Here is a 22,477-nt window from a genome sequence, read left to right as displayed (position 1 = left end):
GATGAGCCGGGCGTCCGGCGGCGTGCTGCCGCGTGTGATGCAAAGCTGGTGGGCCCCGCGCCGGGTGGTGCGGGGTCTTCGCGCCATGCCCGAGCGGGTCAAGCTGGTGGTGCTGATGGCGGCGATGCTGATCTTCCTGGTCGCGCAGGCCCCGGTCCATGCGCGGGCGGCCTTCCTGGATCCCGCGATCCCGCTTGGCGCGCGGATGGGCGGATCGCTGCTGGCGGTCATGTTCCTGATGCCGGTGCTGGTCTATGGGCTGGCCACGGCGGTCGGCGCGCTGTCGCGGCTGACGCCCTGGCGGCTGAGCCAGGAGGATTCGCGGCTGGCGCTGTTCTGGGCGCTGCTTGCGGTCAGCCCGGCGATGCTGCTGGCGGGGCTGGTCGGCGGCATGATCGGCCCCGGCCCGGCATTGATGCTGAGCCAGGCTCTGGCGGGGATCGGATTTCTGGTGATATGGGGTGCCGGTATCTGGGCACTGGTGGAGCGGCGATGACGAACGGTGATCTGAAAAGCCTGTTGGTTCTGACCCTGCGCGACCCGGCGCAGGTGGCGCGGTTGCTGATCGGGCTGGGCCTGCCGATGTCGGCGCGCTGGATGGCACTGCTGCTGGCGGTCAGCGTCTCGGGCCTTCTGGCCTGGCTGGCCGGGCAGATCGCCCCGGTCCCCGAGGAGCTGCGCACGCCCTTCACCGACGCCATCTCGCAGCCCTTCGCGATGGCGGGGATGCAGTTCGCCGCGATCACCGTCGCCGCCGCGCTGATGGCGGCGGTGGGCCGCGTCTTCGGCGGCCAGGGCCGGTTCGAGGACGCGCTGCTGCTGACCGTCTGGATCGAGGTGGTGCTGCTGGTCGTGCAGGCGCTGCAGATCCTGATGATGCTGGTCCTGCCGGCGCTGACCTCGATGCTGGGGATCGCGGCGATCGTGCTGTTCTTCTGGCTGACCGTGCAGTTCACCAAGGAGCTGCACGGCTTCACCAGCAGCTTCAAGGTCTTCGTCGGCCTGATCGCCACCGCCTTCGCGCTTGGCTTCGTCCTGTCCATCCTGGCCGCCTCATTCGGCCTGCTGCCGGAGATGCCGCAATGAGCTTCGATATCGAAAAGATCCGCGCCGATTTCCCGATCCTGTCGCGGCAGGTCAACGGCAAGCCGCTGGTCTATCTGGACAACGGCGCCAGCGCCCAGAAGCCGCGCCAGGTGATCGAGGCGATCACCCGCGCCTATGAGGACGAATATGCCAATGTCCACCGCGGCCTGCATTTCCTGTCGAACCTCGCCACCGACAATTACGAGCGCGTCCGGGCGATCATCGCCCGCTTCCTGAACGTCCCCAGCGAGGACGAGCTGATCTTCACCTCGGGCGCGACCGAGGGGATCAACCTGGTCAGCTATGGCTGGGCCGCGCCGCGCCTGCAGGCCGGCGACGAGATCGTGCTGTCGGTGCTGGAGCATCACGCCAATATCGTGCCCTGGCATTTCCTGCGCGAGCGCCAGGGCGTGGTGCTGAAATGGGTCGAGCCGGAACCCGATGGCAGCCTGCCGCCCGAGAAGGTGCTGGCCGCCCTGGGGCCGCGCACGAAGCTGATCGCGGTCACGCATATGTCGAACGTGACCGGCACCGTGGTCGATGTCGGCGCCATCGCGCGCGGGACGGATGTGCCGGTGCTGGTCGATGGCAGCCAGGCCGCCGTGCACATGCCGGTCGACCTCAGGGCGCTTGGCGTCGATTTCTACTGCATCACCGGGCACAAGCTCTATGGCCCCTCGGGTTCCGGCGCGATCTGGATCCGGGCCGAGCGCCAGGCCGAGATGCGTCCCTTCATGGGCGGCGGCGACATGATCCGCACCGTCACCCGCGACGCCATCGACTATGCCGAGCCGCCCCTGCGCTTCGAGGCCGGCACGCCCGGCATCGTCAACCAGATCGGCCTCGGCGCGGCGCTGGACTATCTGATGGATATCGGCATGGAGAATGTCGCCGCCCATGAACGGACCTTGCGCGACTATGCCCGCGACCGGCTGCGCAGCCTGAACTGGCTGACGGTGCAGGGCGACGCGGCCGACAAGGGCGCGATCTTTTCCATGACCATGGAAGGCGCGCATGCCCATGACCTGTCCACCATCCTCGACAAGCGCGGCATCGCCGTGCGCGCCGGCAGCCATTGCGCCATGCCGCTGATGGAGTTCTATGGAATCACCGCCAGCGCGCGCGCCTCGTTCGGGATGTACAACACGGTCGCCGAAGTGGACGCGCTGGTCGAAGCTTTGAGCTTCTGCCGCGAGCTTTTCGGATGAATCTTGCGTTTTTTTGGAAGATTGCCGAAGAAACGCCGATAATCCTTGCCTGATGCGGGACGCGTCTGCATCCCTGACCCAAATGGTGTCAGGAGAATGGCATGGCCGAAATTCTTGTTCTGGGCGCGGGGATGGTCGGGGTCAGCACCGCGCTGGCATTGCAGGCGCGCGGGCATCAGGTCACGGTCATCGACCGCAACGCGCCGGGGCGCGAGACCAGCTATGGCAATGCCGGGCTGATCCAGACCGAGGCGGTCGAGCCCTATGCCATGCCGCTGGCGCCCGGCGCGCTGATGCAGATCGCGCTGGGGCGCGGCTATGACGTGAAATGGAACGTGCCGGGGCTGCTGTCGCAGGTGAACGCGGTCTGGTCCTATGCGCTGCATTCGCTGCCCGCCGCGCATCGGCGCGCCTCGGTGGTCTGGGGCAGGCTGATCCGGCAATCGACCCAGCGCCACGGCCCGCTGATCGAGGCGGCGGGCGCCGACAACATCATCCGCCGCGACGGCTATATCGAGCTGCACCGCACCCCGGCGAAATTCGACAAGGCGCAGGTGGTCGCGCAGCGTTTCCTGGACGAGTTCGGCGTCGAGGCGACGCTTCTGGACAGCATGCAGCTGGCCGCGCTGGAGCCGACGATCCGCATCCCCGTCGCCGGGGCCACGCATTGGTCGGACAGCTGGAACTGTTCCGATCCGGGCGGGCTGGTCGCGGCCTATGCGGCGCTGTTCGAGCGGCGCGGCGGCCGGGTGCTGAACGGCGACGCGGGCGATCTGCATCGCCACGGCGCCGGCTGGCGCGCCGACGAGGCCACCGGCGAACATGCGGTGATCGCGCTGGGGCCCTGGTCGCCGATGATGACCGCGCGGTTCGGGCTGAATGTGCCGATGGTCTACAAGCGCGGCTATCACCGCCATTACCACATGGACCGCCCGCCGCATTTCCCGATCGCCGATTTCGGCAATTCGGTCGTGCTGTCGCCGATGCGCCGGGGGCTGCGCATCGCCACCGCGGCCGAGCTGACCCGCAACCCGCGCCTGACCCCGCCGCAGCTGCGCCATGGCGAGAAGGCCGCGCGCGAGCTGTTCGAGATCGGCGCCCCGGTCGAGGCCGAGCCCTGGACCGGCCGCCGCCCCTGCATGCCCGACATGCTGCCGGTGGTGGGCCGGGTGCCCGACCAGCCGAATCTCTGGGCGCATTTCGGCCATGGCCACCAGGGCTTCACGCTGGGTCCGGTCACGGCCGAGATCCTGGCCGAGGAACTGGAGGGCGGCGAGGGCTGGGCGGAACTGGCCCCCGCGCGCCTGCGCCGCTAGGGCCTGCTGCTGACATGTCCTGTCAGCAGCCCCGGTTGACTTTCGCGCGCCAGCCCACACCTTGAGGGCAAATCCGCTCGGATCAGGAACCTCATGGGCCACAACAATACCAGCGCCCCCGTCGCGCGTTTTCCCGAAGTCACCCGCCCCAAGCTGGAGGGCGGCAAGCGCTTCGTCATGCACAGCGAATTCCGCCCGGCGGGCGACCAGCCGACCGCCATCGCGGAACTGGCCCAGGGCGTCACGGCGGGCGAGCGCGACCAGGTGCTGCTGGGCGCGACCGGCACCGGCAAGACCTTCACCATGGCCAAGGTGATCGAGGAAACCCAGCGCCCGGCGATCATCCTTGCGCCGAACAAGACGCTGGCCGCGCAATTATACGGCGAATTCAAGGGCTTCTTCCCCGAAAATGCCGTGGAATATTTCGTCAGCTATTACGACTATTACCAGCCCGAGGCCTATGTCGCGCGGTCCGACACCTATATCGAGAAGGAAAGCCAGATCAACGAGGCCATCGACCGGATGCGCCACTCGGCCACGCGCGCGCTGCTGGAACGCGATGACGTGATCATCGTCGCCTCGGTCAGCTGCATTTACGGCATCGGCTCGGTCGAGACCTATTCGGCGATGACCCAGGACATGGTCGTGGGCGACAGCTATGACCAGCGCGAATTCCTGGGCCAGTTGGTCGCCCAGCAATATCGCCGGCTGGATGCGGGCTTCCAGCGCGGCGGCTTCCGGGTGCGCGGCGACGTGGTCGAGGTCTGGCCCGCCCACCTGGAGGATCGCGCCTGGCGCTTCGACTTCTTCGGGAACGAGCTGGACAGCATCACCGAATTCGACCCGCTGACCGGCGCGAAGACCGACAGCTTCAAGCAGATCCGCATCTATGCGAACAGCCACTATGTCACGCCGCGCCCGACTTTGCAGCAGGCGATCAAGGGGATACGCCAGGAACTTCAGGTCCGGCTGAAACAGTTCCAGGACGAGGGCCGGCTGCTGGAGGCGCAGCGGCTGGAGCAGCGGACGAATTTCGACCTGGAGATGCTGGAGGCCACCGGCGTCTGCAACGGCATCGAGAACTATTCCCGCTATCTGACCGGCCGCGCGCCCGGAGAGCCGCCTCCGACCCTGTTCGAGTTCATCCCCGACAATGCCATCGTCTTCGCCGACGAAAGCCATGTCTCGGTCCCGCAGATCGGCGGCATGTATCGCGGCGACTTCCGGCGCAAGTCGACCCTGGCCGAGCATGGTTTCCGGCTGCCCTCCTGCATGGACAACCGGCCGCTGAAATTCGAGGAATGGGACGCGATGCGCCCGCAATCGGTCTTCGTCAGCGCCACCCCCGCGCAGTGGGAAATGGACCAGACCGGCGGCGTCTTCACCGAACAGGTGATCCGCCCGACCGGCCTTCTGGACCCGCAGGTGGAAATCCGCCCGGTCGAGATGCAGGTGGACGATCTCTTGGACGAGGTGCGCCGGGTCACGGCGGCGGGCTATCGCACGCTGGTCACCACGCTGACCAAGCGCATGGCCGAGGACCTGACCGAATATCTGCACGAGCAGGGCATCAAGGTCCGCTACATGCACAGCGACATCGACACGATTGAGCGGATCGAGATCCTGCGCGACCTGCGGCTGGGGGCGTTCGACGTGCTGGTCGGCATCAACCTCTTGCGCGAGGGGCTGGACATCCCCGAATGCGGGTTGGTCGCCATCCTGGACGCCGACAAGGAGGGTTTCCTGCGCTCCGAGACCTCGCTGATCCAGACCATCGGCCGGGCGGCGCGGAACGCCGACGGGCGGGTCATCATGTATGCCGACCGCATCACCGGCAGCATGGAACGCGCCATGGCCGAGACCGAGCGGCGGCGCGCCAAGCAGATCGCCTATAACGAGGCGCATGGCATCACGCCCCAGACCGTGCGCAAGAATGTCGAGGACGTGCTGGCCGGGCTGTGGCAGGGCGATACCGACCAGTCGCGGATCACCACCCGGGTCGAGAAGCCCCTGGTCGGCGCCAACCTGGCCGCGCATCTGGATGCCCTGCGCGCGCAGATGCGCAAGGCGGCCGAGAACCTGGAATTCGAGGAAGCCGCGCGGCTGCGCGACGAGGTGAAGCGGCTGGAGGCGGTGGAACTGGCCGTGGCCGACGATCCGCTGGCCCGTCAATCCGCCATCGAGCAGGCAGCCGAGGCCGCCGTCGGCGCCTCGGGCCGCTCGACCGCGGGCAGGGCGGGGCAGCGCGGCGGCAACAAGCGGTCCAAGCGCCGGCGCTAGCCGCAGGTCACCTGCTGGATCCAGCCCTTGTCGTCGACATGCAGGTTCAGCCGGTTCGGATTGAAATCCATCGTCACCGCCTGGCCGGGCGAGATGATGCGATGCGTCAGGCCGGGGGTCAGGTCGATCGCGCCATAGTTCTGGCCGACCAGTTGGCTGTGCGTCGCCAGGTTGCAGCTTTCCTGCGAGGGGCGCGGCGGGTTGGTGCCGCAGGCGGCCAACAGGCCGAGCGCGGCGGCGGACAGGATCAGGTGCTTGGTCATGACGGCTCCTTCGGTCTTTGCGACAGAACCGGCAAGCCGGCAGCCGGGTTCCATCGCGGCGAACCGGATGGTCCGGCGGTGTTGCCGACGCATCACAAGCCGGCCTGTCCCGTCAGGCAGGCATTTCATGGGCCCAGGGCGGGTTGGCACCGGGGCGCGAGACGGTGATCGCCGCCGCCTGCGCGCCAAGGGCCAGCGCGGCCTGCAGCTGATCCGCGCTGATCCGGGCCAGCGCGGCTTTCGACAGCAGGCCCTGGCGGCGCAGGCTGGCAAGCACGCCGGCATTGAAGGTGTCGCCCGCGCCGATCGTGTCGGCGACGGTGGTGCGGATCGCGGGGGCCGTGACCGCGCCGCCCGCCCAGATGGCCCGCGCGCCCGAGGCGCCGCCGGTCTGCAGCACGATGCGCGGACCCGCTGCCAGGACCTGCTGCGCGGCTTCCTCGGGCGCGAGGTCGGGGAACAGCCATTCCAGGTCGTCGGATGACAGCTTCACGATGTCCGACATCGCCAGCAGCCGGTCCAGCCGGGCGCGATAGGCGGCCGGATCGGTGATGAAGAAGGGCCGGATATTGGGGTCCAGCATCACCGGCAGGCCGGCATGGTTGCGCCCGATCAGCGATTCGATCGCGGCGCCGCAGGGGTCGGGGACCAGGCTGATGCCGCCGGCGAAGATCGCCTGGATATGGTCGGGCAGGGCGGGAATGTCCTCGGGCGCCAGCATCCGGCCGGCCGAGCCTTCGTCATAGAAGGAATAGCGCGCCTCGCCATCGCGCAAGCTTACCACCGCCAGCGTCGTCAGCCGGTCCGAGCGCGGGCAGAGCCCGGTATCGACCCCGGCCTCGGCCAGCGGGCGCAGCAGGATGTCCCCGAAACCGTCGCGCGAGATCGGCCACAGATAGGCCACCGGCTCGCCCAGGCGGCCAAGCGCGATGGCGGTGTTATAGACCGAACCGCCCGCCAGCGGACGGAAGGCGCCCGCCTCGGGCACCATGTCGATCAGCGATTCCCCCGCGCACAGGATCATGGTTCTCCTCCCTCAAAAGCCTTGGCCCAGATCAATATAACCGCTTGCCCCGGCCAGATACAGGAAAGCCGTTATCGCTACCAGCGCGGTGATCACGGCGGCGGCGATTTTCCACATCGGCCAGGGAGGCTCGCCCTGCACGCGGCCCGACTGGCCGTTGACCACGAAGCGGCAGCTTCGGCCGTTATGGCGATAGGCGGCGGTCCAGATCGGCAGCAGCACATGCTTGAAGGTCTCATCCGCATGGTCGGTGCTGATCCGTTCGATCCGCTGCGCGTCGTCGCCGATGGCGCGGCGCGCCCATGCCCAGTGCGGCGCCCATTCCCGCCCCCAATCCGGCCCCCGCCGCCGCGCCGGGATTGGCCGAAACGGTCCAGGTCGCCTAGGATCCTCATCGAGGTCCGCCTGTCCAGCATCTTCTCGACTTCCTGCGGCAAGCCGATGTTTCCAATAGGAAATTCCTGGATGCGCAGCCCATGGGCAGCGATCGTGGGCGCGATGGAAGGATATCGACGATGGACATGTCTCGACCTTTCCGCCGGGCCCGTTGGCGCAGCATAGCGCCCGTTGCGCCCGCCCCGTCAAGCGGCAGGCGCCGGTCAGACGCTTTCGCCCAGCAACTCGGCGGCGATGCGGCGCACGATGGGGCGGGCCTCGGCCTCGGTCATGCCGGGGCGCAGGCGCGGGTCATAGAGGATCTGCAGCAGCAATTCGTCATGCCGGGTCAGCAGCGCGAATTCCTCGTCGTCGTTGAACAGCGAGGGCCGCACCGAGAGGCTGTCATTGGCAAGGCCCAGCCCCTGCGCGATCTCCTCGTGGATGCAGGAGCTGCGCAGCAGCGAGGGCAGCTCGGCCCGGATCAGCGCCACGGCATGGGCATAGGTGGCGCTGTCGCCATAGGAATAGGCGAAGACGATGCAGGTATTGCCCTGCGCCAGGTCGCGGATCGCGGCGGCATCGGCGGCGGGGATGCCGGGGACAAGCTCGTGCAGCCGCGCGGCGATCTGGCGGCGTTCGTCGTCGGTCACGATCAGCACCGCGAAATTGCCCTTGGGCGCGACGCCGACCGGATGGCCGGTGATCTCGGCCAGCCGCGCGGCATAGGCGGTGATCTCGCCGGTCACGCTGTTGCGCAGCGGCTGGTTGGCCGAGGCGCCGAATTCCAGCTGCAGCCGCACCGGATCGCGCCAGCGGCGCAGCGGGGCGGGCACGCCCTCGGGGCCCGCATGGTTGCCGTCGGGGCCGTATTCGTCGCGCAAGGCGACGGTCATGAAGTTGCGGGTCAGCGTTTCGGCGTCGATGGGCGCGTCCAGCGGCACGCGGTCGCGGCGCAGCTTGCCCAGGGTCAGCAGGTCGCGTTCCATCTGCGCGTAATGGGCGCGCTGCGCCAGGCTGCGTTCGCTGGCCTGGGCGGCGGCACTGGCGGCGGCCTGGTTGGCGGCGCGGTTGCGTTCGGCGCGGGCCTTGCGGATCTCGGCCTGGCTGGGGGTCTCGGGTTCCTCGGGCTTTTCCAACGGGGCCGGCGGCGGGGTTTCGGGCGGCCGGTCGGCGGCGCAGGCCGACAGGGCCAGCAGCCCCAGCAACAGCAGGATCGGAAGAACCCTGTGGGTTTCGCCCATGTGGATATGCCGCGCCGCCGCGATCATTGTCTCTCCGTCGTTCCGTCCAGACCCTGCCGCCGCGCCGTGGCCGAGGCCAGCGCGTCGCGCAGCTCGTCTTCCATCTTCGTCAGTTCGCCCTCGGCCGCCGCGCGGCGGGCCTTGCCCTCGTCGGCGATGCGCAGGCTGTCCTCGATCGTGGCGATCAGTTCGGCATTGGCGGTGCGCACCGCCTCGATGTCGAAGACGCCGCGCTCGGTCTCGGTGCGGATCGCGGTATTGGCCTGGCGCAGGTTCTCGGCATTGCGGGTCAGCAGGTCGTTGGTCAGGTCGCTGGCCTCCTTGACCGCGCGGGCGGCCTCGGCGCTGCGCTGGATGGTGACGGCCTGGGCCAGCTGCGTCTCCCACAGCGGCACCGTGTTGACCAGGGTCGAGTTGATCCGCGTCACCAGCGCCTTGTCGTTTTCCTGCACCAGCCGGATCGAGGGCAGCGACTGCATCGTCACCTGCCGGGTCAGCCGCAGGTCGTGGACGCGCCGCTCCAGGTCGTCGCGCAGCGCCCGCAGGTCGCGCAGGCCCTGCGCCTCCATCACCTGGTCGGGCTCGGCCGCGGCGTCCAGTTCGGCCGTCCGCGCCGGGATCACCTGCTCGTCCAGTTCGCGCAGCTTCTCCTCGCCCGCCGCGATATAGAGCGCCAGTTCGTCATAGAAGCCGAGCGTGCGGTCATAGAGCAGGTCCAGCGACTTGATGTCCTTCAGCAGCCGCTGTTCATGCCCTTCCAGGTTCGATGTCACCCGGTCGATCTGGATCTGGACCTGTTCGTAATTCGCCACGAATTTCGCGAAGGGGGCGGATCGTCCCAGCAGCTTCTCCCACCAGCTGCGGTCGCGGCGCAGGTCCAGCTCGGTGGTGGAGAAGCCGCGGATGGTGGTGACGATCTCGCGCAGGCTCTCGCCCGCGGGGCCGACATCCTTGTTGCGCACATCGGCCAGCATCTGCTGGCTGATTTCCTGCAGCCCCGCCTGGGCGCGCGTGCCGAACCGGATGATCGAGCCCGAATCGCCCAGGTCGATCTCGGCCATGCGGCGGCGGATCTGCTCGGCCGTGGCGGTATCGGCGGCATCCAGCGTCACCTCGTCGCGCGGCGGCTCGGGCAGCACGACAGAGGTCACCTCGTCGATGGCCTTCTGGGCGGCTTCTGCACGGCGACGGGTGTCTTCGGTCATCGATTCGTCCTTGTCGGTCGGGATCGCCGGATGCGACCCATGTCGCAGCGCAGCATAGGCCGATTCGCAGTCGATTCAACGACAGAGCGGGGCGAAAGCTCGCCCCGCTCGCCAAGCGTGTCATGCGTGCCGCGCTTTGCCCGGCTGCCGGCCGGCGCCGTCAGGCGGCGCGGGCCTCGGCCCCGAAGCGGCCATGGAAGCTTTCGCCCTTTTCGGCCATCTCGCGCAGCAGGGCCGGGGCAGCGAAGCGTTCGCCATGCCGTTCGGCCAGCCCGTCGCAGATCTGCACGGCGCGGGCGGCGCCCATGATGTCCAGCCAGCTGAACGGGCCGCCCGACCAGGGGGCGAAGCCCCAGCCCAGGATCGCGCCCACGTCGCCCTCGCGGATATCCTCCAGCACGCCGTCCTCCAGCGCGCGGACCGCCTCCAGCGACTGGACGAACATCAGCCGGTGCTGCACCTCGGTCAGCTCGGGCTGGTCCCCGGCCTCGGGATAGCGTGCCGCCAGACCCTCCCACAGGCCCTGCCGCTTGCCCTGGTCGTCATAGGCATAGAAGCCGGCATTCGACTTGCGCCCCAGCCGGCCCTGATCGGCCATCCAGAAGATCACCTCGTCCACCGCGCCGTCGGGATAGGCATCGCCCATCGCCGCGCGGGTGGCCGTGGCGATCTTGACGCCCAGGTCGATCGAGGTTTCGTCCACCAGTTGCAGCGGCCCCAGCGGCATCCCCATCATCTTGGCGGCGTTTTCCACCAACACCGGGTTCACGCCCTCGGCCACCATGCGCACGCCCTCGTTGATATAGGGGATGATGCAGCGGTTGGCATAGAAGAAGCGCGCGTCGTTGACCACGATCGGCGTCTTGCGGATCTGGCGGACGAAATCCAGCGCCTTGGCGACGGCGCGGGGGCCGGTCTGGCGCCCCTTGATGATCTCGACCAGCATCATCTTGTCGACGGGGCTGAAGAAATGGATGCCGATGAACTGCTCGGGCCGGGCGCTGGCGCCGGCCAGGTCGCTGATCGGCAGGGTCGAGGTATTGGTGGCGAAGATCGCGTCCTCGGGGATCACCGCCTCGGCCTTCTTCGTCACCTCGGCCTTGACGGCCGGGTCCTCGAAGACCGCCTCGACGATCAGGTCGCAGCCTTCCAGCGCGGCGTAATCGGTCGTCGGCAGGATGCGGCCCAGCACCTCGGCCTTCTTCTCCTCGGTCGCCTTCTTGCGGCTGATGGCCTTGTCCAGCAGCCCCTCGGAATAGGCCTTGCCCTTCTCGGCGCTTTCCTGTTTCGCGTCGATCAGCACCACCTCGATCCCGGCCATGGCGCTGACATGGGCGATGCCCGCGCCCATCATCCCGGCGCCCAGGATGCCGACCTTCCTGACCGTCTGGTCCGGGGCCTCGGGGCGGTTGGCGCCCTTCTCCAGCGCCTCCTTGTTGATGAACAGGCTGCGGATCATCGCGCCAGAGGACGGGTTCATCAGCACATGGGTGAACCAGCGCGCCTCGATCTTCAGCGCCTGGTCGAAGGGCACCATCGCGCCCTCATAGACCGCCGACAGCAGCGCCTTGGCGGCCGGATAGACGCCCATGGTCTTGCCATGGACCATCGCCGAGGCGCCGACGAAGGTCATGAAGCCCGCCGGATGGAAGGGCTCGCCGCCGGGCATCTTGTAGCCCTTCTGGTCCCAGAGCTTGACCAGGTCGGCATCCTTGGCGTTCAGCACCCATTCGCGCGCCGCCGCGACCGGGTCGGCCACCACCTCGTCGACCAGCCCGTTGGCCTTGGCCTTCTTCGGATCGCTCAGCTTGCCCTCCAGCAGCAGCGGCGCGGCGCCCATCGCGCCCAGCTTGCGCACCAGCCGGGTGGTGCCGCCGGCGCCGGGGAAGATGCCGACCATGATCTCGGGCAGGCCGATCCTGGCCTTCGGGTTGTCGGCGGCGAAGATGCGGTGGGTGGCCAGCGCGATCTCCAGCCCGACGCCGAGCGTGGTGCCGGGCAGGGCGGCGGCGACGGGCTTCCCGCCGGTCTTGGTCTTCGGGTCCATCCCCGCCAGCTCCAGCGCCCGCAGGTTGGTGTGGATGCGCATCAGCCCGTCGAAGACGCCCTGCGCGCCGTCGTCCTTCATCGCGGCGATGACGTTCAGGTCCATCCCGGCGGCGAAGTCCTTCTTGCCCGAGGTGATGACGATCCCCTTCACCGCATCATCGGTGAAGGCGTCCCGCAGCAGGCCGCGCAGCTCTTCCGCGCCCTCCATGGTCAGCACGTTCATGGACTTGCCGGGCATGTCCCAGGTGATGATCGCGACGCCGTCGGCGTCTTTCTGCATCGTGAAATCGGTCATTCTGTCTCTCCCTTCGTCGGGTAGGGGGTGCCGTCCAGATGGGTGAAGCCCTCGGACGTGGCCAGAAGGTCCAGCCCCGGATAATGGCAGATGTTGTGCGGCACGCGGCTGCCGACGATCAGATAGGTCGCGGGCCGGTCGCCGTGGTTTCTCAGGCAATGCGCCACCGGCACGCCCGCCTTCCAGCAGCAGGCGTCGCCCGGCCCGATCACGGTTTCCTCGCCGTTCTCGACCACCGTCAGCTCGCCCGACAGCATGTAGAGGAACTCGTCCTCGTGCTCCTCCCAGTGCATCTGGCTGCTCTGCTTGCCGGGCAGAAGCGTCTCGACCGCGGCGCCGAACTGGGTCAGCCCGCCCGCCTCGGTGATGTGGCGATAGCTGAGAAAGCCGCGCCCCAGATTCCAGGGCTCGGGATAGCCCGAGACGGCTTCGGTCTCGGGCACGCTGTCCTTGCGCAGGATCGCCATCAGACGCGCTCGATGATGGTGGCCGCGCCCATGCCCGAGGCGATGCACAGCGTCGCAAGGCCCAGCTGCTTGTCCTGCCGCTCCAGCTCGTCCAGAAGCGTGCCGATGATGATCGCGCCGGTCGCCCCCAGCGGATGGCCCATGGCGATCGAGCCGCCATTGACGTTCACCAGCGCCGGATCGACCTGGAAGGCCTGCATGAAGCGCAGCACGACCGAGGCGAAGGCCTCGTTCACCTCGAACAGGTCGATGTCGCCGATCGACAACCCGCTGTCGCGCAGGATCTTTTCCGTCACCGGGACCGGGCCGGTCAGCATGATGGTGGGGTCGGTGCCGATCTTGGCGGTGGCGCGGATCCGGGCGCGGGGCTTCAGGCCCCAGCGTTCGCCGAATTCGCGGTTGCCAAGCAGCACGGCCGCCGCCCCGTCCACGATGCCCGAGCTGTTGCCGGCATGGTGGATGTGGTCGATCGCGGCCAGATGCGGGTATTTCAGCATCGCCACCTTGTCGAAGCCGGGCATCACCTCGCCCATGTCCTTGAAGCTTGCCTTCAGCTTGCCCAGGTCCTCGACCGAGGTGCCGGGGCGCATGTATTCGTCGCGATCGAGGATGGTCAGCCCGTTCTGGTCCAGGACCGGGACGATGGATTTCGCGAAACGGTCCTCTTGCCAGGCGAGGGCGGCGCGGCGCTGCGATTCGACGGCCAGCGCGTCGGCCTGGTCCCGGCTGAAGCCGTATTCGGTGGCGATGATGTCGGCGCTGATGCCCTGCGGAACGAAATAGGTCTTCATCGCCAGCGACGGATCGACGGCGATGGCGGCGCCGTCGCTGCCCATCGCGACGCGGCCCATCATCTCGACCCCCCCGGCGATATAGCCGTCGCCGGCCCCGCCCCTGATCTGGTTGGCGGCCAGGTTCACCGCCTCCATGCCGCTGGCGCAGAAGCGGTTGATCGCCAGGCCCGGAATGCGTTCGTCCAGGTCCGAGGCCAGCACGGCGGATCGCGCCAGGCAGCCGCCCTGTTCCTTGACCTGGGTGACATTGCCCCAGATGACGTCCTCGACCGCGTGGCCCTCCAGCCCGTTGCGGGTCTTGACCGCGTTCAGCAGCCGGGCCGACAGGGCAAGCGAGGTGACCTCGTGCAGGCTGCCATCGGGGCGGCCCTTGCCGCGCGGGGTGCGGGCGGCGTCGTAGATGAAGGCGTCAGTCATGGTTCTCCTCGCTTTCGGTTGTTGCCTCGGATCACGCCCTGTCGGACGGGTTGCCGGGCATCAGGTCGTAGGGATGTTTCCAGCCGGGCAGGGCGGCGATCGCGTCCAGCCAGCGGTCGATATGGGGCCATTCGGCGCGCGCGAAGCCGAAGGGCTCGGGGTAATAGAGATAGCTGCAGCAGGCGAAATCGGCGATGGTCGGATTGAGGCCGGTGACCCAGGGCTGGCCGGCCAGCTGTTGGTCCAGCACCTGCAGCGCGGCCTGGAGGCGCTTTTTCTGGAAGGCGATTACCTCGGCCGGGCGCTTCTCTTCGGGCAGGAAATTCATCAGGAAGCGCAGGGGGCCGGCCTGGCCCGACATCTTGTGATTGTCCCAGAACAGCCAGCGCATGATCTCGGCCCGGTGCGCGTCCAGGAATTTCCCGGTCTTTTCGGCGATATGCAGCTGGATCACCGCCGACTGGGTCAGGGTCATCCCGGATTCCTGGAAGACCGGAACCTCGCCCATCGCATTCAGCTGCCGGAAGGCGGGGCTGCGGGCCTCGCCGTTGAAGAAGTCGACGAAGACCGGCGCCCAGTCATAGCCGGCCAGTTCCATGGTCAGCGCCGCCTTGTAGGCATTGCCCGATTCGCCGAAACACCACAGTTGCGCGGTCATTGTGCCAGTTCCTTCATCTGCGGCAGCGGGAAATCCTCGGCATGGAGGTTCGGGAAGGCCATGCGGACGCTGTCCTGCTGCTTGTCGCTGCCCAGCCGCACCAGATGCCATTCGCCGCCATCCTTCAGCGCCAGCGTCCGGCTGTCCTCTTCCAGGACGGTGACATCGGCGGCGCCGGGGGCTTCCCTGACCTCGACCACGCTGCGGGTCGGGATCAGCGCATAGGGCGTGCCGTCCGGCGCCTCGTGCCAGTCCATCGCCTCCATGTCGATCTCGACCTCGCGCACCTGGATCAGCGCGGCGGTCTGTTCGGCGGCCTGGATCATGTGGCCCAGATATTCCTCGCGCGTGATGTTCAGCTGGGCCGCGATGCTGTCGATCAGCGTCGGCGGCAGCATCTGAAGCGAGCCCGCCATGTCGGCATTCCGGGTCACGGTCTCGAAACGGCCGGCCAGTTCGGCGATGGCGGCGCGGTCGGCGTCGGATTGCGCGAAGGCGGCGGCTGGCAGCAGCAGCAGGGCGAACAGGGCGTGACGGTATCTCATCGGTCTTTCCTCCTCGGGTCCGGGCAGCGTTCCGGGCACGGGTGCGCGCCCGGAGCGGTGCCGCGACATGTCGCCCGTTCGGCCGCGGCGGCGCAAGGGGGGCGATGGGATGAGCCCCGCCGCCCGCCTGCGCGACCCGGAGGCTGCGGTCAGAACGCCTCGGCCTCCAGCGCCATGACCGGCTCCGCGCCCGAGCTGATGCGCGCCAGATGCGTGGCCGTCATCGGCAATTGCCGCTTCATATAGTAGCGCGCCGTGGCCAGCTTCGTCTTCAGGAACGCCGCGTCGCCTTCGCCCGCATCCAGCGCGGCCTGCGCCACCACCGCCATGCGCGCCCACATGAAGCCCAGGATGGCATGGCCGAACAGGTGCATGAAGTCGTAGGAGCCCGCCAGCGCGTCGTCGGGATTCTTCATGCCGCGTTCCATGAAGAACATGGCGGCGGTCTGCAGGTCCTTCGAGGCGGCCTTCAGCGGCGCGATGAAATCCGCCGCGAGGGCCTCGTTTTCGCCGTGTTCCCTGCTGAAGGACTTCACCATCTCGAACAGCGCCATGAGCGGCTTGCCGCCCTCGGCCGCCAGCTTGCGGCCGACCAGGTCCAGCGCCTGGACGCCGTTGGCGCCTTCATAGATCATGGTGATCCGGGCATCGCGGACGAACTGGCTCATGCCCTGTTCCTCGATATAGCCATGCCCGCCGAAGACCTGCTGCGCCAGCACCGCGGTCTCGAAGCCCTTGTCGGTCAGGAAGCCCTTGATGACCGGCGTCAGCAGCGAGATCAGCGATTCGGCATCCGCGTCGCCCGCGCGGGAACGGTCGATCAGCTGCGCGCCCCACAGCGTCAGCATCCGCGCGCCTTCCAGGAAGGATTTCTGGTCCATCAGGCTGCGGCGGATGTCGGGATGCACGATCAGCGGATCGGCGGGGCCGGCGGGGTTCTTCGCGCCGGTGACGGCGCGGCCCTGAAGCCGGTCCTTCGCGTATTCCACGGCGGCCTGATAGGCCGGGATGGCGCAGGCATAGCCCTGCAGGCCCACGCCCAGCCGCGCCTCGTTCATCATCGTGAACATGGCGCGCATCCCCTTGTGCAGATCGCCCAGCAGCCAGCCCTTCGCGCCGTCGAAATTCATCACGCAGGTGGCATTGCCGTGAATGCCCATCTTCTCTTCCAGGTTGCCGACGCCGACGCCGTTGCGATCCCCCAGCGAGCCGTCCGCGTTGACCAGGAATTTCGGCACGATGAACAGGCTGATGCCCTTCGTGCCCTCGCCCCCGCCGGGCGCCTTGGCCAGGACCAGGTGGATGACGTTTTCCGCCATGTCGTGGTCGCCGGCCGAGATGAAGATCTTGGTGCCGGTGATCCGGTAGCTGCCGTCGTCCTGCGGCTCGGCGCGGGTGCGCAGCAGGCCCAGGTCGGTGCCGCAATGCGGCTCGGTCAGGTTCATGGTGCCGGTCCAGTCGCAGCTGACCATCTTCGGCAGATACAGCGCCTTCTGGTCATCGGTGCCATGTTCATGGATCGCCGAAAAGGCGCCATGGGTCAGGCCCTGATACATGTTGAAGGCCATGTTGGCGGCGACGAACATCTCGCCCGCGGCGGCGTGCAGCGTGTGGGGCATGCCCTGACCGCCATATTCGGGGTCGCAGTCCATCGCCGTCCAGCCGCCTTCCTTGACGGCCTCGAAGGCCTCGCGGAAGCCGTCGGGCGTGCGCACGACGCCGTTTTCCAGCCGGCAGCCCTGCCGGTCGCCCACCGCGTTCAGGGGCGCCAGGACCTCGGCGGCCAGCTTGCCCGCCGCGTCCAGCACGGCCTCGGTGAAGTCGCGGTCCAGTTCCGCATGGCCGGGCAGCCCGCTCTGCGACAGCTGCAGCACGTCGTGAAGGATGAATTGCAGGTCGCGGATCGGTGGGGTGTAGCTGGGCATGGATCTATCCTCCGGATTGTTCCTTACTGGCGGCCAGCCGGGCCTCGGCATCGACGATCTGGCCGCGCAGATCGGTGATCGCGCCCTTCAGTTCGTCATATTGACGTTCCATGTCCGCCAGCCTCTCGCGCGCGGCGGCAACCGTCGCGGCGAGCTGCGCCTGGTTGGCGCCGCCGGGCTCGTAAAGCTCCAGCAGCTGGCGGATCTGTTCGAGGCTGAAGCCGAAGCGCTTGCCGCGAAGGATCAGCGTCAGCCGCGCCCGGTCGCGCCGATCATAGAGACGGTGCTGGCCGCGCCGTTCCGGAAAGATCAGCTCGCGCGCCTCGTAGAAGCGCAGGGTGCGGGGTGTGACGTCGAACGCATCGCACATCTGGCGAATCGTCATCAGCTCGTCCGGCATGGAACGCCTGTCCTCCTCCTGTGACCGGCTGTCGCGTCTGGTGATAGCCATATAAGCTTACGTTTCCGTAAACGTAAGCTGAACGCAGCGTCACGACCCCGCCGGAATTGCCTGTCGCGGGCGGTCGGTTTCATCAATGGGTGCCGTCAAGTTCCGCCTGGCTGGCATCGCGCAGCTCCTTCAGGTCCTGGCGCGCGGCCTGCAGCTCGGCGATCTGGCCGTCCAGCACCGCCAGTTGGCGGTCGGCCAGGGTCAGCCAGACCTGGATCTGCTCGCGGCTGCCCTTCGCCTCGTAGATCTCCAGCCACTGGCGGATTTCCTCCAGCGAGAAGCCGAAGCGGCGGCCGCGCAGGATCAGCGTCATGCGGGCGATCTCTCGCGGGCCGTAGAACCGCGCGCGGCCGTCCTTCCGGGGGCTGAGCAGCTCGATATATTCGTAATATCTCAGGGTTCTGGGGGTGACGTCAAAACGTGCACACATCTCCTTGAAGCTGATCGACTGATCGTCGGACATGAGCGTCTCCTCATACTTGCGTCGGAGGCTAACCTGCCTTTGTCGCGTTCTCAACCGTGACGCGCATCGCCAGGGGTTGAGAAACCGCCCGCCGCGCGGCTAAGCCTTGGGAAGAACACAATGAGGGAGACGGCCGATGTCCAGCGACCCCCAGGACGGGAGCGGCAAGACGGGGCAGGGCGGCGCAAGCGCCACGGACGGGGAATCCGACCGCGCCCGCATCGCCCGGCAGTTCATCGAGGCGATTCCCCATGCGCGGGCGCTGGAGATGCGGGTCGAGGAGCTGGAGGACGGGCGGGCGACGATCTCGATGCCCTGGGCCGAGCATCTGGTCGGCGATCCGCGCACCGGCGTCGTCCATGGCGGCGTCGTCTCGGCGCTGATGGATACCTGCTGCGGGGCGGCGGTGATGGTCCACCCGACCGAGCCGCGCTCGACCGCGACCATCGACCTGCGCATCGACTACATGCGCGCGGCCACGCCGGGGCAGCGGATCACGGCGCGCGCGACCTGCTATCACGTCACCCGCAACGTGGCATTCCTGCGCGCCGTCGCGCTGGACGAGGACAGCGACAACCCCGTGGCCGCCGCGACCGGCGCCTTCACGCTGGAGAGGTAAGGCATGGCTGACCGCAACGAACCGCTGGACCGGATCAAGTCGCGCCGCGATTCGGCGCTGGCCGCGCTGGTCTCGGGCGTGCCCTACATGAACTGGCTGGGGATCCGCTTCGACCGGCGCGGGGACGAGCTGACCGCCGTGCTGCCCTTCGACCAGAAGCTGATCGGCAACCCGATGCTGCCGGCGATCCATGGCGGGGTGACGGCCGCCTTCCTGGAGGTCGCGGCGATCATCGAGCTGTCCTGGGCGGCGATGTGGGAAGACCTGGAATCGGGCCGCATCGCGCCCGACGTGGCGGTGCCGGGCAGCCTGCCGCGCCTGCCCAAGACCATCGACTTCACCGTGGACTACCTGCGCTCGGGCCTGCCGCGCGATGCCTATGCGCGGGCGCGGGTGGTGCGGTCGGGGCGGCGCTATGCCTCGGTGCAGGTCGAGGCCTGGCAGGACAACCGCGCCCGGCTGTTCGCGCAGGCCACCGGCCATTTCGTCATGCCGCAGAACGGATAAGCGCGCCACCCGGCCGCCGCAACGCCGCCGCAACGACAAGGGGCCGCGGTCGTGCCGCGGCCCCCTTTCAATTTCGCCGGGCGTCCGGCGCCGGTCAGTTCGCCTCGTCGACGACCTGGCGGCGCGCCTCGACCAGCAGCTCGGCCATCTTGGCGCGGATCGTCGCCTGGTCGGCCTTGCCCTCCAGATCGGCGGCCACCTTCTGGAACACGTCCTCGTCGCCCGGCTGCTGGAAATCGGCGGTCACGACCGACATCGCGTAGCTGCGCGCCTCCTCGCCTTCCTTGCCCAGCAGGCCGGCCGCCCATTCGCCCAGCAGGCGGTTCCGGCGCGCATCGGCCTTGAAGCGCAGATCGGCGTCATGAGCGAATTTGGCCTCGTAGGCGCGCTCGCGGTCGTCGAAGGTGGACATGGGGGCCTCCTGTTTCATGCTTCGCTTCGATATGCCCATTGCGCGCCCTTGCCGCAAGCCTTGTATTGCCCACCCGACCCGATCTGCGCTAAGGCGCGTTGCAGGGACATGCGAAAGGACCTCGGACATGGCTCCGCGCCGCAAGAAAATCTACGAAGGCAAGGCGAAGATCCTTTACGAAGGCACCGAGCCCGGCACGCTGGTGCAGTATTTCAAGGACGATGCCACCGCGTTCAACGCCCAGAAGAAGGCCGTGGTCGAGGGCAAGGGCGTGCTGAACAACCGCCTGTCCGAATTCTTCATGAACGGGCTGACCAATATCGGCGTGCCCAACCATTTCATCCGCCGCATCAACATGCGCGAGCAGCTGATCCGCCAGGTCGAGATCGTGCCGCTGGAGGTGATCGTCAGGAACTTCGCCGCCGGCTCGCTGTCCAAGCGCCTGGGGCTGGAGGAAGGCACGCTGCTGCCGCGCCCGATCGTCGAATACAGCTTCAAGAACGACGAGCTGGGCGACCCGATGGTTTCCGAGGAATACATCATCGCCTTCGGCTGGGCCACGCAGCAGGACCTGGACGACATCGTGTCGCTGGCGCTGCGGGTCAACGACTTCCTGTCGGGGGTCTTCTACGGCGTCGGCATCAAGCTGATCGACTTCAAGATCGAGATCGGCCGGATCTGGGACAACGACTACATGCGCCTGATCGTCGCGGACGAGATCAGCCCCGACAGCTGCCGGCTGTGGGACGTCAAGACCGGCCAGAAGCTGGACAAGGACGTGTTCCGCCGCGACCTGGGCAACCTGGCGGATGCCTATACCGAGGTCGCGCGGCGGCTGGGCCTGATGCCCGCCAATGCGACCTCGATCCACAAACCGACCGCGATCAACTGAGGAAGGCTGCCGATGAAAGCGCGCGTGACCATCATGCTGAAGGACGGCGTCCTCGATCCCCAGGGCGAGGCGATCCGCCACGCGCTGGGGGGGCTGGGCCACAAGGGCGTTTCCGGCGTCCGCCAGGGCAAGCTGATCGAGCTTGACCTGGACGCCTCGGATGCCGAGGCCGCCCGCGCCGAGGTGGCGAAGATGTGCGAGGGCCTGCTGGCCAATACCGTGATCGAGAAATACTCGATCGAGATCGCCTGACGCTGCGGCAGCCCGTGAAACGGGCTGCGTTTTCGCAAGGAAGGCGTTGCAATCCCCGCCGGTTTGTCGCCCAATATGGCAATGAGCAGCCAGTCGCCCGCCCCCGAAACCACCGCCGCCGCCCCGGCCGACGCTCGGGTCCCCGATCCGGTCCCAGCCCCGGTCATCGAGATCCGGGACCTGCACAAGGCCTATGGCCCGCTGGAGGTCATCAAGGGCGTCTCGCTGGCCGCGCCGCGCGGCCATGTCATCAGCCTGATCGGCTCCTCGGGCTCGGGCAAGTCGACGCTGCTGCGCTGCTGCAACCTGCTGGAAAACAGTCAGCAGGGCGACATCCTGTTCGAGGGAGAGCCGGTGCGCTGGAAGGGCCATGACCAGTCCCGCGTGCCCGCCGACCGCGCGCAGGTCACGCGCTTCCGCACCAACCTGTCGATGGTGTTCCAGCAATTCAACCTGTGGTCCCATCTCAGCATCCTGCAGAATGTCATGGAGGCGCCGCTGACCGTCCTGGGCCAGCCCCGCGCCGAGGTCGAGACCCGCGCCCGCGCGCTTCTGGCCAAGGTCGGCATCGGCGACAAATGCGATGCCTGGCCCGCGCAGCTGTCGGGCGGCCAGCAGCAGCGCGCGGCCATCGCGCGGGCGCTGTGCATGCAGCCCAAGGCGCTGCTGTTCGACGAACCCACCAGCGCGCTGGACCCCGAATTGCAGCAGGAGGTCGTGCGCGTCATCAAGGACCTGGCCGGCGAACACCGCACCATGATCATCGTCACCCATGACATGCGCCTGGCCGCCGATGTCAGCGATCATGTCGTGTTCCTGCATCAGGGCGTGATCGCCGAGGAAGGCCCGCCCGCCCAGCTTTTTGGCGCCCCGCAGACCGAGCGGCTGCGCCAGTTTCTCAGTGCCACAATGGCGGCCTGATCACGTCCAACGGGAGTAAGAAAGAATGAAGAAACTGATGTTTGCCGCAGCGGCGCTTGCCCTGACCGCGGGGATGGGCCTGTCCCAGACGGTGCGGATCGGAACCGAGGGCGCCTATCCTCCGTACAACTTCATCAACGATTCCGGCGAGGTCGACGGCTTCGAGCGGGAGCTGGGCGACGAGCTGTGCACGCGGGCCGAACTGACCTGCACCTGGGTCAAGAACGACTGGGATTCGATCATCCCGAACCTGGTCTCGGGCAACTATGACGCGGTGATGGCCGGCATGGCCATCAACGAGGAACGCCAGCGGGTCATCACCTTCAGCGACGCCTATATCCCGCCGGCCTCGTCGGCCTATGTGGCGCTGTCCGAGGATGTCGATGTCGAGAACGGCGTCGTCGCCGCCCAGACCGGCACGATCCAGGCCAGCCATGTGGCCGAGACCGCCGCGACGCTGATCGAATTCGCCAGCCCCGACGAAACCATCGCCGCCGTCCGCAACGGCGAGGCCGACGCGGTGCTGGCCGACAAGGACTTCCTGGTCCCCCATGTGACGGATTCGAACGGCGAGCTGGTCTGGATCGGCGAGGATATCTATCTCGACGACGGCATCGCGGTCGGGCTGCGCCAGTCCGACGGCCCGCTGAAGGAGAAGTTCGACGCCGCCATCGCCGCGATGAAGGAGGACGGCAGCCTGAACGAGCTGATCAGCAAGTGGTTCGGCGAAAACGCCCGCCATTTCGAATGATCCCAGGCCGCCCGCCCGCGCCACCGGGCTGCGGGCGGGCGGCCAGATAGCGCCGCCA

The 22,477-nt window shown here is 67.8% G+C and carries 25 protein-coding genes and 1 pseudogene; 11 read left to right on the top strand and 15 right to left on the bottom strand.

Annotation, left to right across the window (positions count from 1 at the left end; all coding sequences use genetic code 11):
• The first annotated feature begins 1 nt into the window (after position 1).
• From C9E82_RS01940 to uvrB, 5 genes are all read left to right on the top strand, one after another.
• Positions 2–496: a hypothetical protein gene (locus tag C9E82_RS01940; RefSeq protein ID WP_119897712.1), complete on the top strand. Its 495-nt coding sequence runs from the start codon at positions 2–4 to the stop codon at positions 494–496.
• The gene (locus tag C9E82_RS01935; RefSeq protein WP_119897677.1) at positions 493–1,086 is read left to right on the top strand and encodes a Yip1 family protein; all 594 of its coding nucleotides are present in this window, start codon (positions 493–495) and stop codon (positions 1,084–1,086) included. The genes C9E82_RS01940 and C9E82_RS01935 overlap by 4 nt, the downstream gene beginning before the upstream one ends.
• Positions 1,083–2,294, top strand: coding sequence for an aminotransferase class V-fold PLP-dependent enzyme (locus tag C9E82_RS01930; protein ID WP_119897676.1), 1,212 nt, complete (start codon positions 1,083–1,085; stop codon positions 2,292–2,294). The genes C9E82_RS01935 and C9E82_RS01930 overlap by 4 nt, the downstream gene beginning before the upstream one ends.
• Positions 2,295–2,395: 101 nt before the next feature.
• Positions 2,396–3,610, top strand: coding sequence for an NAD(P)/FAD-dependent oxidoreductase (locus C9E82_RS01925; RefSeq protein ID WP_119897675.1), 1,215 nt, complete (start codon positions 2,396–2,398; stop codon positions 3,608–3,610).
• Between the two features lie 93 nt (positions 3,611–3,703).
• The gene (gene uvrB / locus C9E82_RS01920) at positions 3,704–5,890 is read left to right on the top strand and encodes an excinuclease ABC subunit UvrB (protein ID WP_119897674.1); all 2,187 of its coding nucleotides are present in this window, start codon (positions 3,704–3,706) and stop codon (positions 5,888–5,890) included.
• On the opposite strand, the gene C9E82_RS01915 is transcribed toward uvrB, so the two are convergent.
• The 14 genes and pseudogenes from C9E82_RS01915 to C9E82_RS01850 form a co-directional block, all read right to left on the bottom strand.
• The gene (locus tag C9E82_RS01915; RefSeq protein ID WP_170162041.1) at positions 5,887–6,153 is read right to left on the bottom strand and encodes an I78 family peptidase inhibitor; all 267 of its coding nucleotides are present in this window, start codon (positions 6,151–6,153) and stop codon (positions 5,887–5,889) included. The genes uvrB and C9E82_RS01915 overlap by 4 nt on opposite strands.
• A 112-nt stretch (positions 6,154–6,265) precedes the next feature.
• Positions 6,266–7,177, bottom strand: coding sequence for a carbohydrate kinase family protein (locus tag C9E82_RS01910; RefSeq protein ID WP_119897672.1), 912 nt, complete (start codon positions 7,175–7,177; stop codon positions 6,266–6,268).
• Positions 7,178–7,189: 12 nt separating this feature from the next.
• Positions 7,190–7,399, bottom strand: a complete 210-nt coding sequence (locus tag C9E82_RS01905; RefSeq protein ID WP_122449180.1) for a hypothetical protein — start codon at positions 7,397–7,399, stop codon at positions 7,190–7,192.
• A 76-nt stretch (positions 7,400–7,475) separates the two neighbouring features.
• A pseudogene (locus C9E82_RS01900) lies at positions 7,476–7,680 on the bottom strand (SPFH domain-containing protein); the annotation flags it as partial.
• Positions 7,681–7,776: 96 nt separating this feature from the next.
• Entirely contained in the window at positions 7,777–8,823 is a 1,047-nt protein-coding gene (locus C9E82_RS01895) for a DUF2927 domain-containing protein (RefSeq protein ID WP_240643671.1), read from the bottom strand.
• Positions 8,820–10,001 (bottom strand): toxic anion resistance protein, encoded by a 1,182-nt coding sequence (locus C9E82_RS01890; protein WP_119900617.1) that lies wholly within the window; start codon positions 9,999–10,001, stop codon positions 8,820–8,822. The genes C9E82_RS01895 and C9E82_RS01890 overlap by 4 nt, the downstream gene beginning before the upstream one ends.
• Positions 10,002–10,161: 160 nt before the next feature.
• Positions 10,162–12,345, bottom strand: coding sequence for a 3-hydroxyacyl-CoA dehydrogenase NAD-binding domain-containing protein (locus C9E82_RS01885; protein WP_119900616.1), 2,184 nt, complete (start codon positions 12,343–12,345; stop codon positions 10,162–10,164).
• Positions 12,342–12,812, bottom strand: coding sequence for a cupin domain-containing protein (locus C9E82_RS01880; RefSeq protein WP_119900615.1), 471 nt, complete (start codon positions 12,810–12,812; stop codon positions 12,342–12,344). Before C9E82_RS01880 ends, C9E82_RS01885 begins: the two co-directional genes overlap by 4 nt.
• Positions 12,812–14,023 (bottom strand): acetyl-CoA C-acetyltransferase, encoded by a 1,212-nt coding sequence (locus C9E82_RS01875; RefSeq protein WP_119900614.1) that lies wholly within the window; start codon positions 14,021–14,023, stop codon positions 12,812–12,814. Before C9E82_RS01875 ends, C9E82_RS01880 begins: the two co-directional genes overlap by 1 nt.
• Before the next feature lie 31 nt (positions 14,024–14,054).
• Entirely contained in the window at positions 14,055–14,681 is a 627-nt protein-coding gene (locus tag C9E82_RS01870; protein WP_119900613.1) for a glutathione S-transferase family protein, read from the bottom strand.
• Positions 14,678–15,226 carry a hypothetical protein gene (locus C9E82_RS01865; protein WP_119900612.1) on the bottom strand — a complete coding sequence of 183 codons (549 nt, stop codon included), beginning with the start codon at positions 15,224–15,226 and terminating at the stop codon, positions 14,678–14,680. The genes C9E82_RS01870 and C9E82_RS01865 overlap by 4 nt, the downstream gene beginning before the upstream one ends.
• A 149-nt stretch (positions 15,227–15,375) precedes the next feature.
• On the bottom strand, positions 15,376–17,151 hold the full coding sequence (locus C9E82_RS01860; protein ID WP_119900611.1) for an acyl-CoA dehydrogenase C-terminal domain-containing protein: 1,776 nt from the start codon (positions 17,149–17,151) through the stop codon (positions 15,376–15,378).
• 4 nt (positions 17,152–17,155) lie between these two features.
• Complete coding sequence (locus tag C9E82_RS01855; RefSeq protein ID WP_183154027.1) at positions 17,156–17,551, bottom strand: MerR family transcriptional regulator; 396 nt, start codon at positions 17,549–17,551, stop codon at positions 17,156–17,158.
• Between the two features lie 133 nt (positions 17,552–17,684).
• On the bottom strand, positions 17,685–18,065 hold the full coding sequence (locus tag C9E82_RS01850) for a MerR family transcriptional regulator (protein ID WP_119900610.1): 381 nt from the start codon (positions 18,063–18,065) through the stop codon (positions 17,685–17,687).
• A gap of 136 nt (positions 18,066–18,201) precedes the next feature.
• Between C9E82_RS01850 and C9E82_RS01845 the strand changes: the two genes are divergently transcribed.
• Both C9E82_RS01845 and C9E82_RS01840 read left to right on the top strand, forming a co-directional pair.
• Positions 18,202–18,684, top strand: a complete 483-nt coding sequence (locus C9E82_RS01845; RefSeq protein ID WP_119900609.1) for a PaaI family thioesterase — start codon at positions 18,202–18,204, stop codon at positions 18,682–18,684.
• 3 nt (positions 18,685–18,687) lie between these two features.
• Positions 18,688–19,191 carry a PaaI family thioesterase gene (locus C9E82_RS01840; protein ID WP_119900608.1) on the top strand — a complete coding sequence of 168 codons (504 nt, stop codon included), beginning with the start codon at positions 18,688–18,690 and terminating at the stop codon, positions 19,189–19,191.
• A gap of 94 nt (positions 19,192–19,285) precedes the next feature.
• On the opposite strand, the gene C9E82_RS01835 is transcribed toward C9E82_RS01840, so the two are convergent.
• The gene (locus C9E82_RS01835; protein WP_119900607.1) at positions 19,286–19,603 is read right to left on the bottom strand and encodes a DUF1476 domain-containing protein; all 318 of its coding nucleotides are present in this window, start codon (positions 19,601–19,603) and stop codon (positions 19,286–19,288) included.
• Positions 19,604–19,730: 127 nt separating this feature from the next.
• On the opposite strand from C9E82_RS01835, the gene purC reads away from it, so the two are divergent.
• The 4 genes from purC to C9E82_RS01815 all read left to right on the top strand — a co-directional run bounded on the left by purC (position 19,731) and on the right by C9E82_RS01815 (position 22,419).
• Entirely contained in the window at positions 19,731–20,495 is a 765-nt protein-coding gene (purC, locus tag C9E82_RS01830) for a phosphoribosylaminoimidazolesuccinocarboxamide synthase (RefSeq protein ID WP_119900606.1), read from the top strand.
• Between the two features lie 12 nt (positions 20,496–20,507).
• The gene (purS, locus tag C9E82_RS01825; protein ID WP_119900605.1) at positions 20,508–20,747 is read left to right on the top strand and encodes a phosphoribosylformylglycinamidine synthase subunit PurS; all 240 of its coding nucleotides are present in this window, start codon (positions 20,508–20,510) and stop codon (positions 20,745–20,747) included.
• Between the two features lie 81 nt (positions 20,748–20,828).
• Positions 20,829–21,668, top strand: coding sequence for an ABC transporter ATP-binding protein (locus tag C9E82_RS01820; RefSeq protein WP_122449179.1), 840 nt, complete (start codon positions 20,829–20,831; stop codon positions 21,666–21,668).
• Positions 21,669–21,693: 25 nt separating this feature from the next.
• Entirely contained in the window at positions 21,694–22,419 is a 726-nt protein-coding gene (locus C9E82_RS01815; protein ID WP_119900847.1) for a transporter substrate-binding domain-containing protein, read from the top strand.
• Positions 22,420–22,477: the final 58 nt, after the last annotated feature.

The organism is Paracoccus sigandri (assembly GCF_003709565.1).
Classification (GTDB): Bacteria; Pseudomonadota; Alphaproteobacteria; order Rhodobacterales; family Rhodobacteraceae; genus Paracoccus; species Paracoccus siganidrum.
This window is presented reverse-complemented; position numbering and strand designations above follow the sequence as displayed.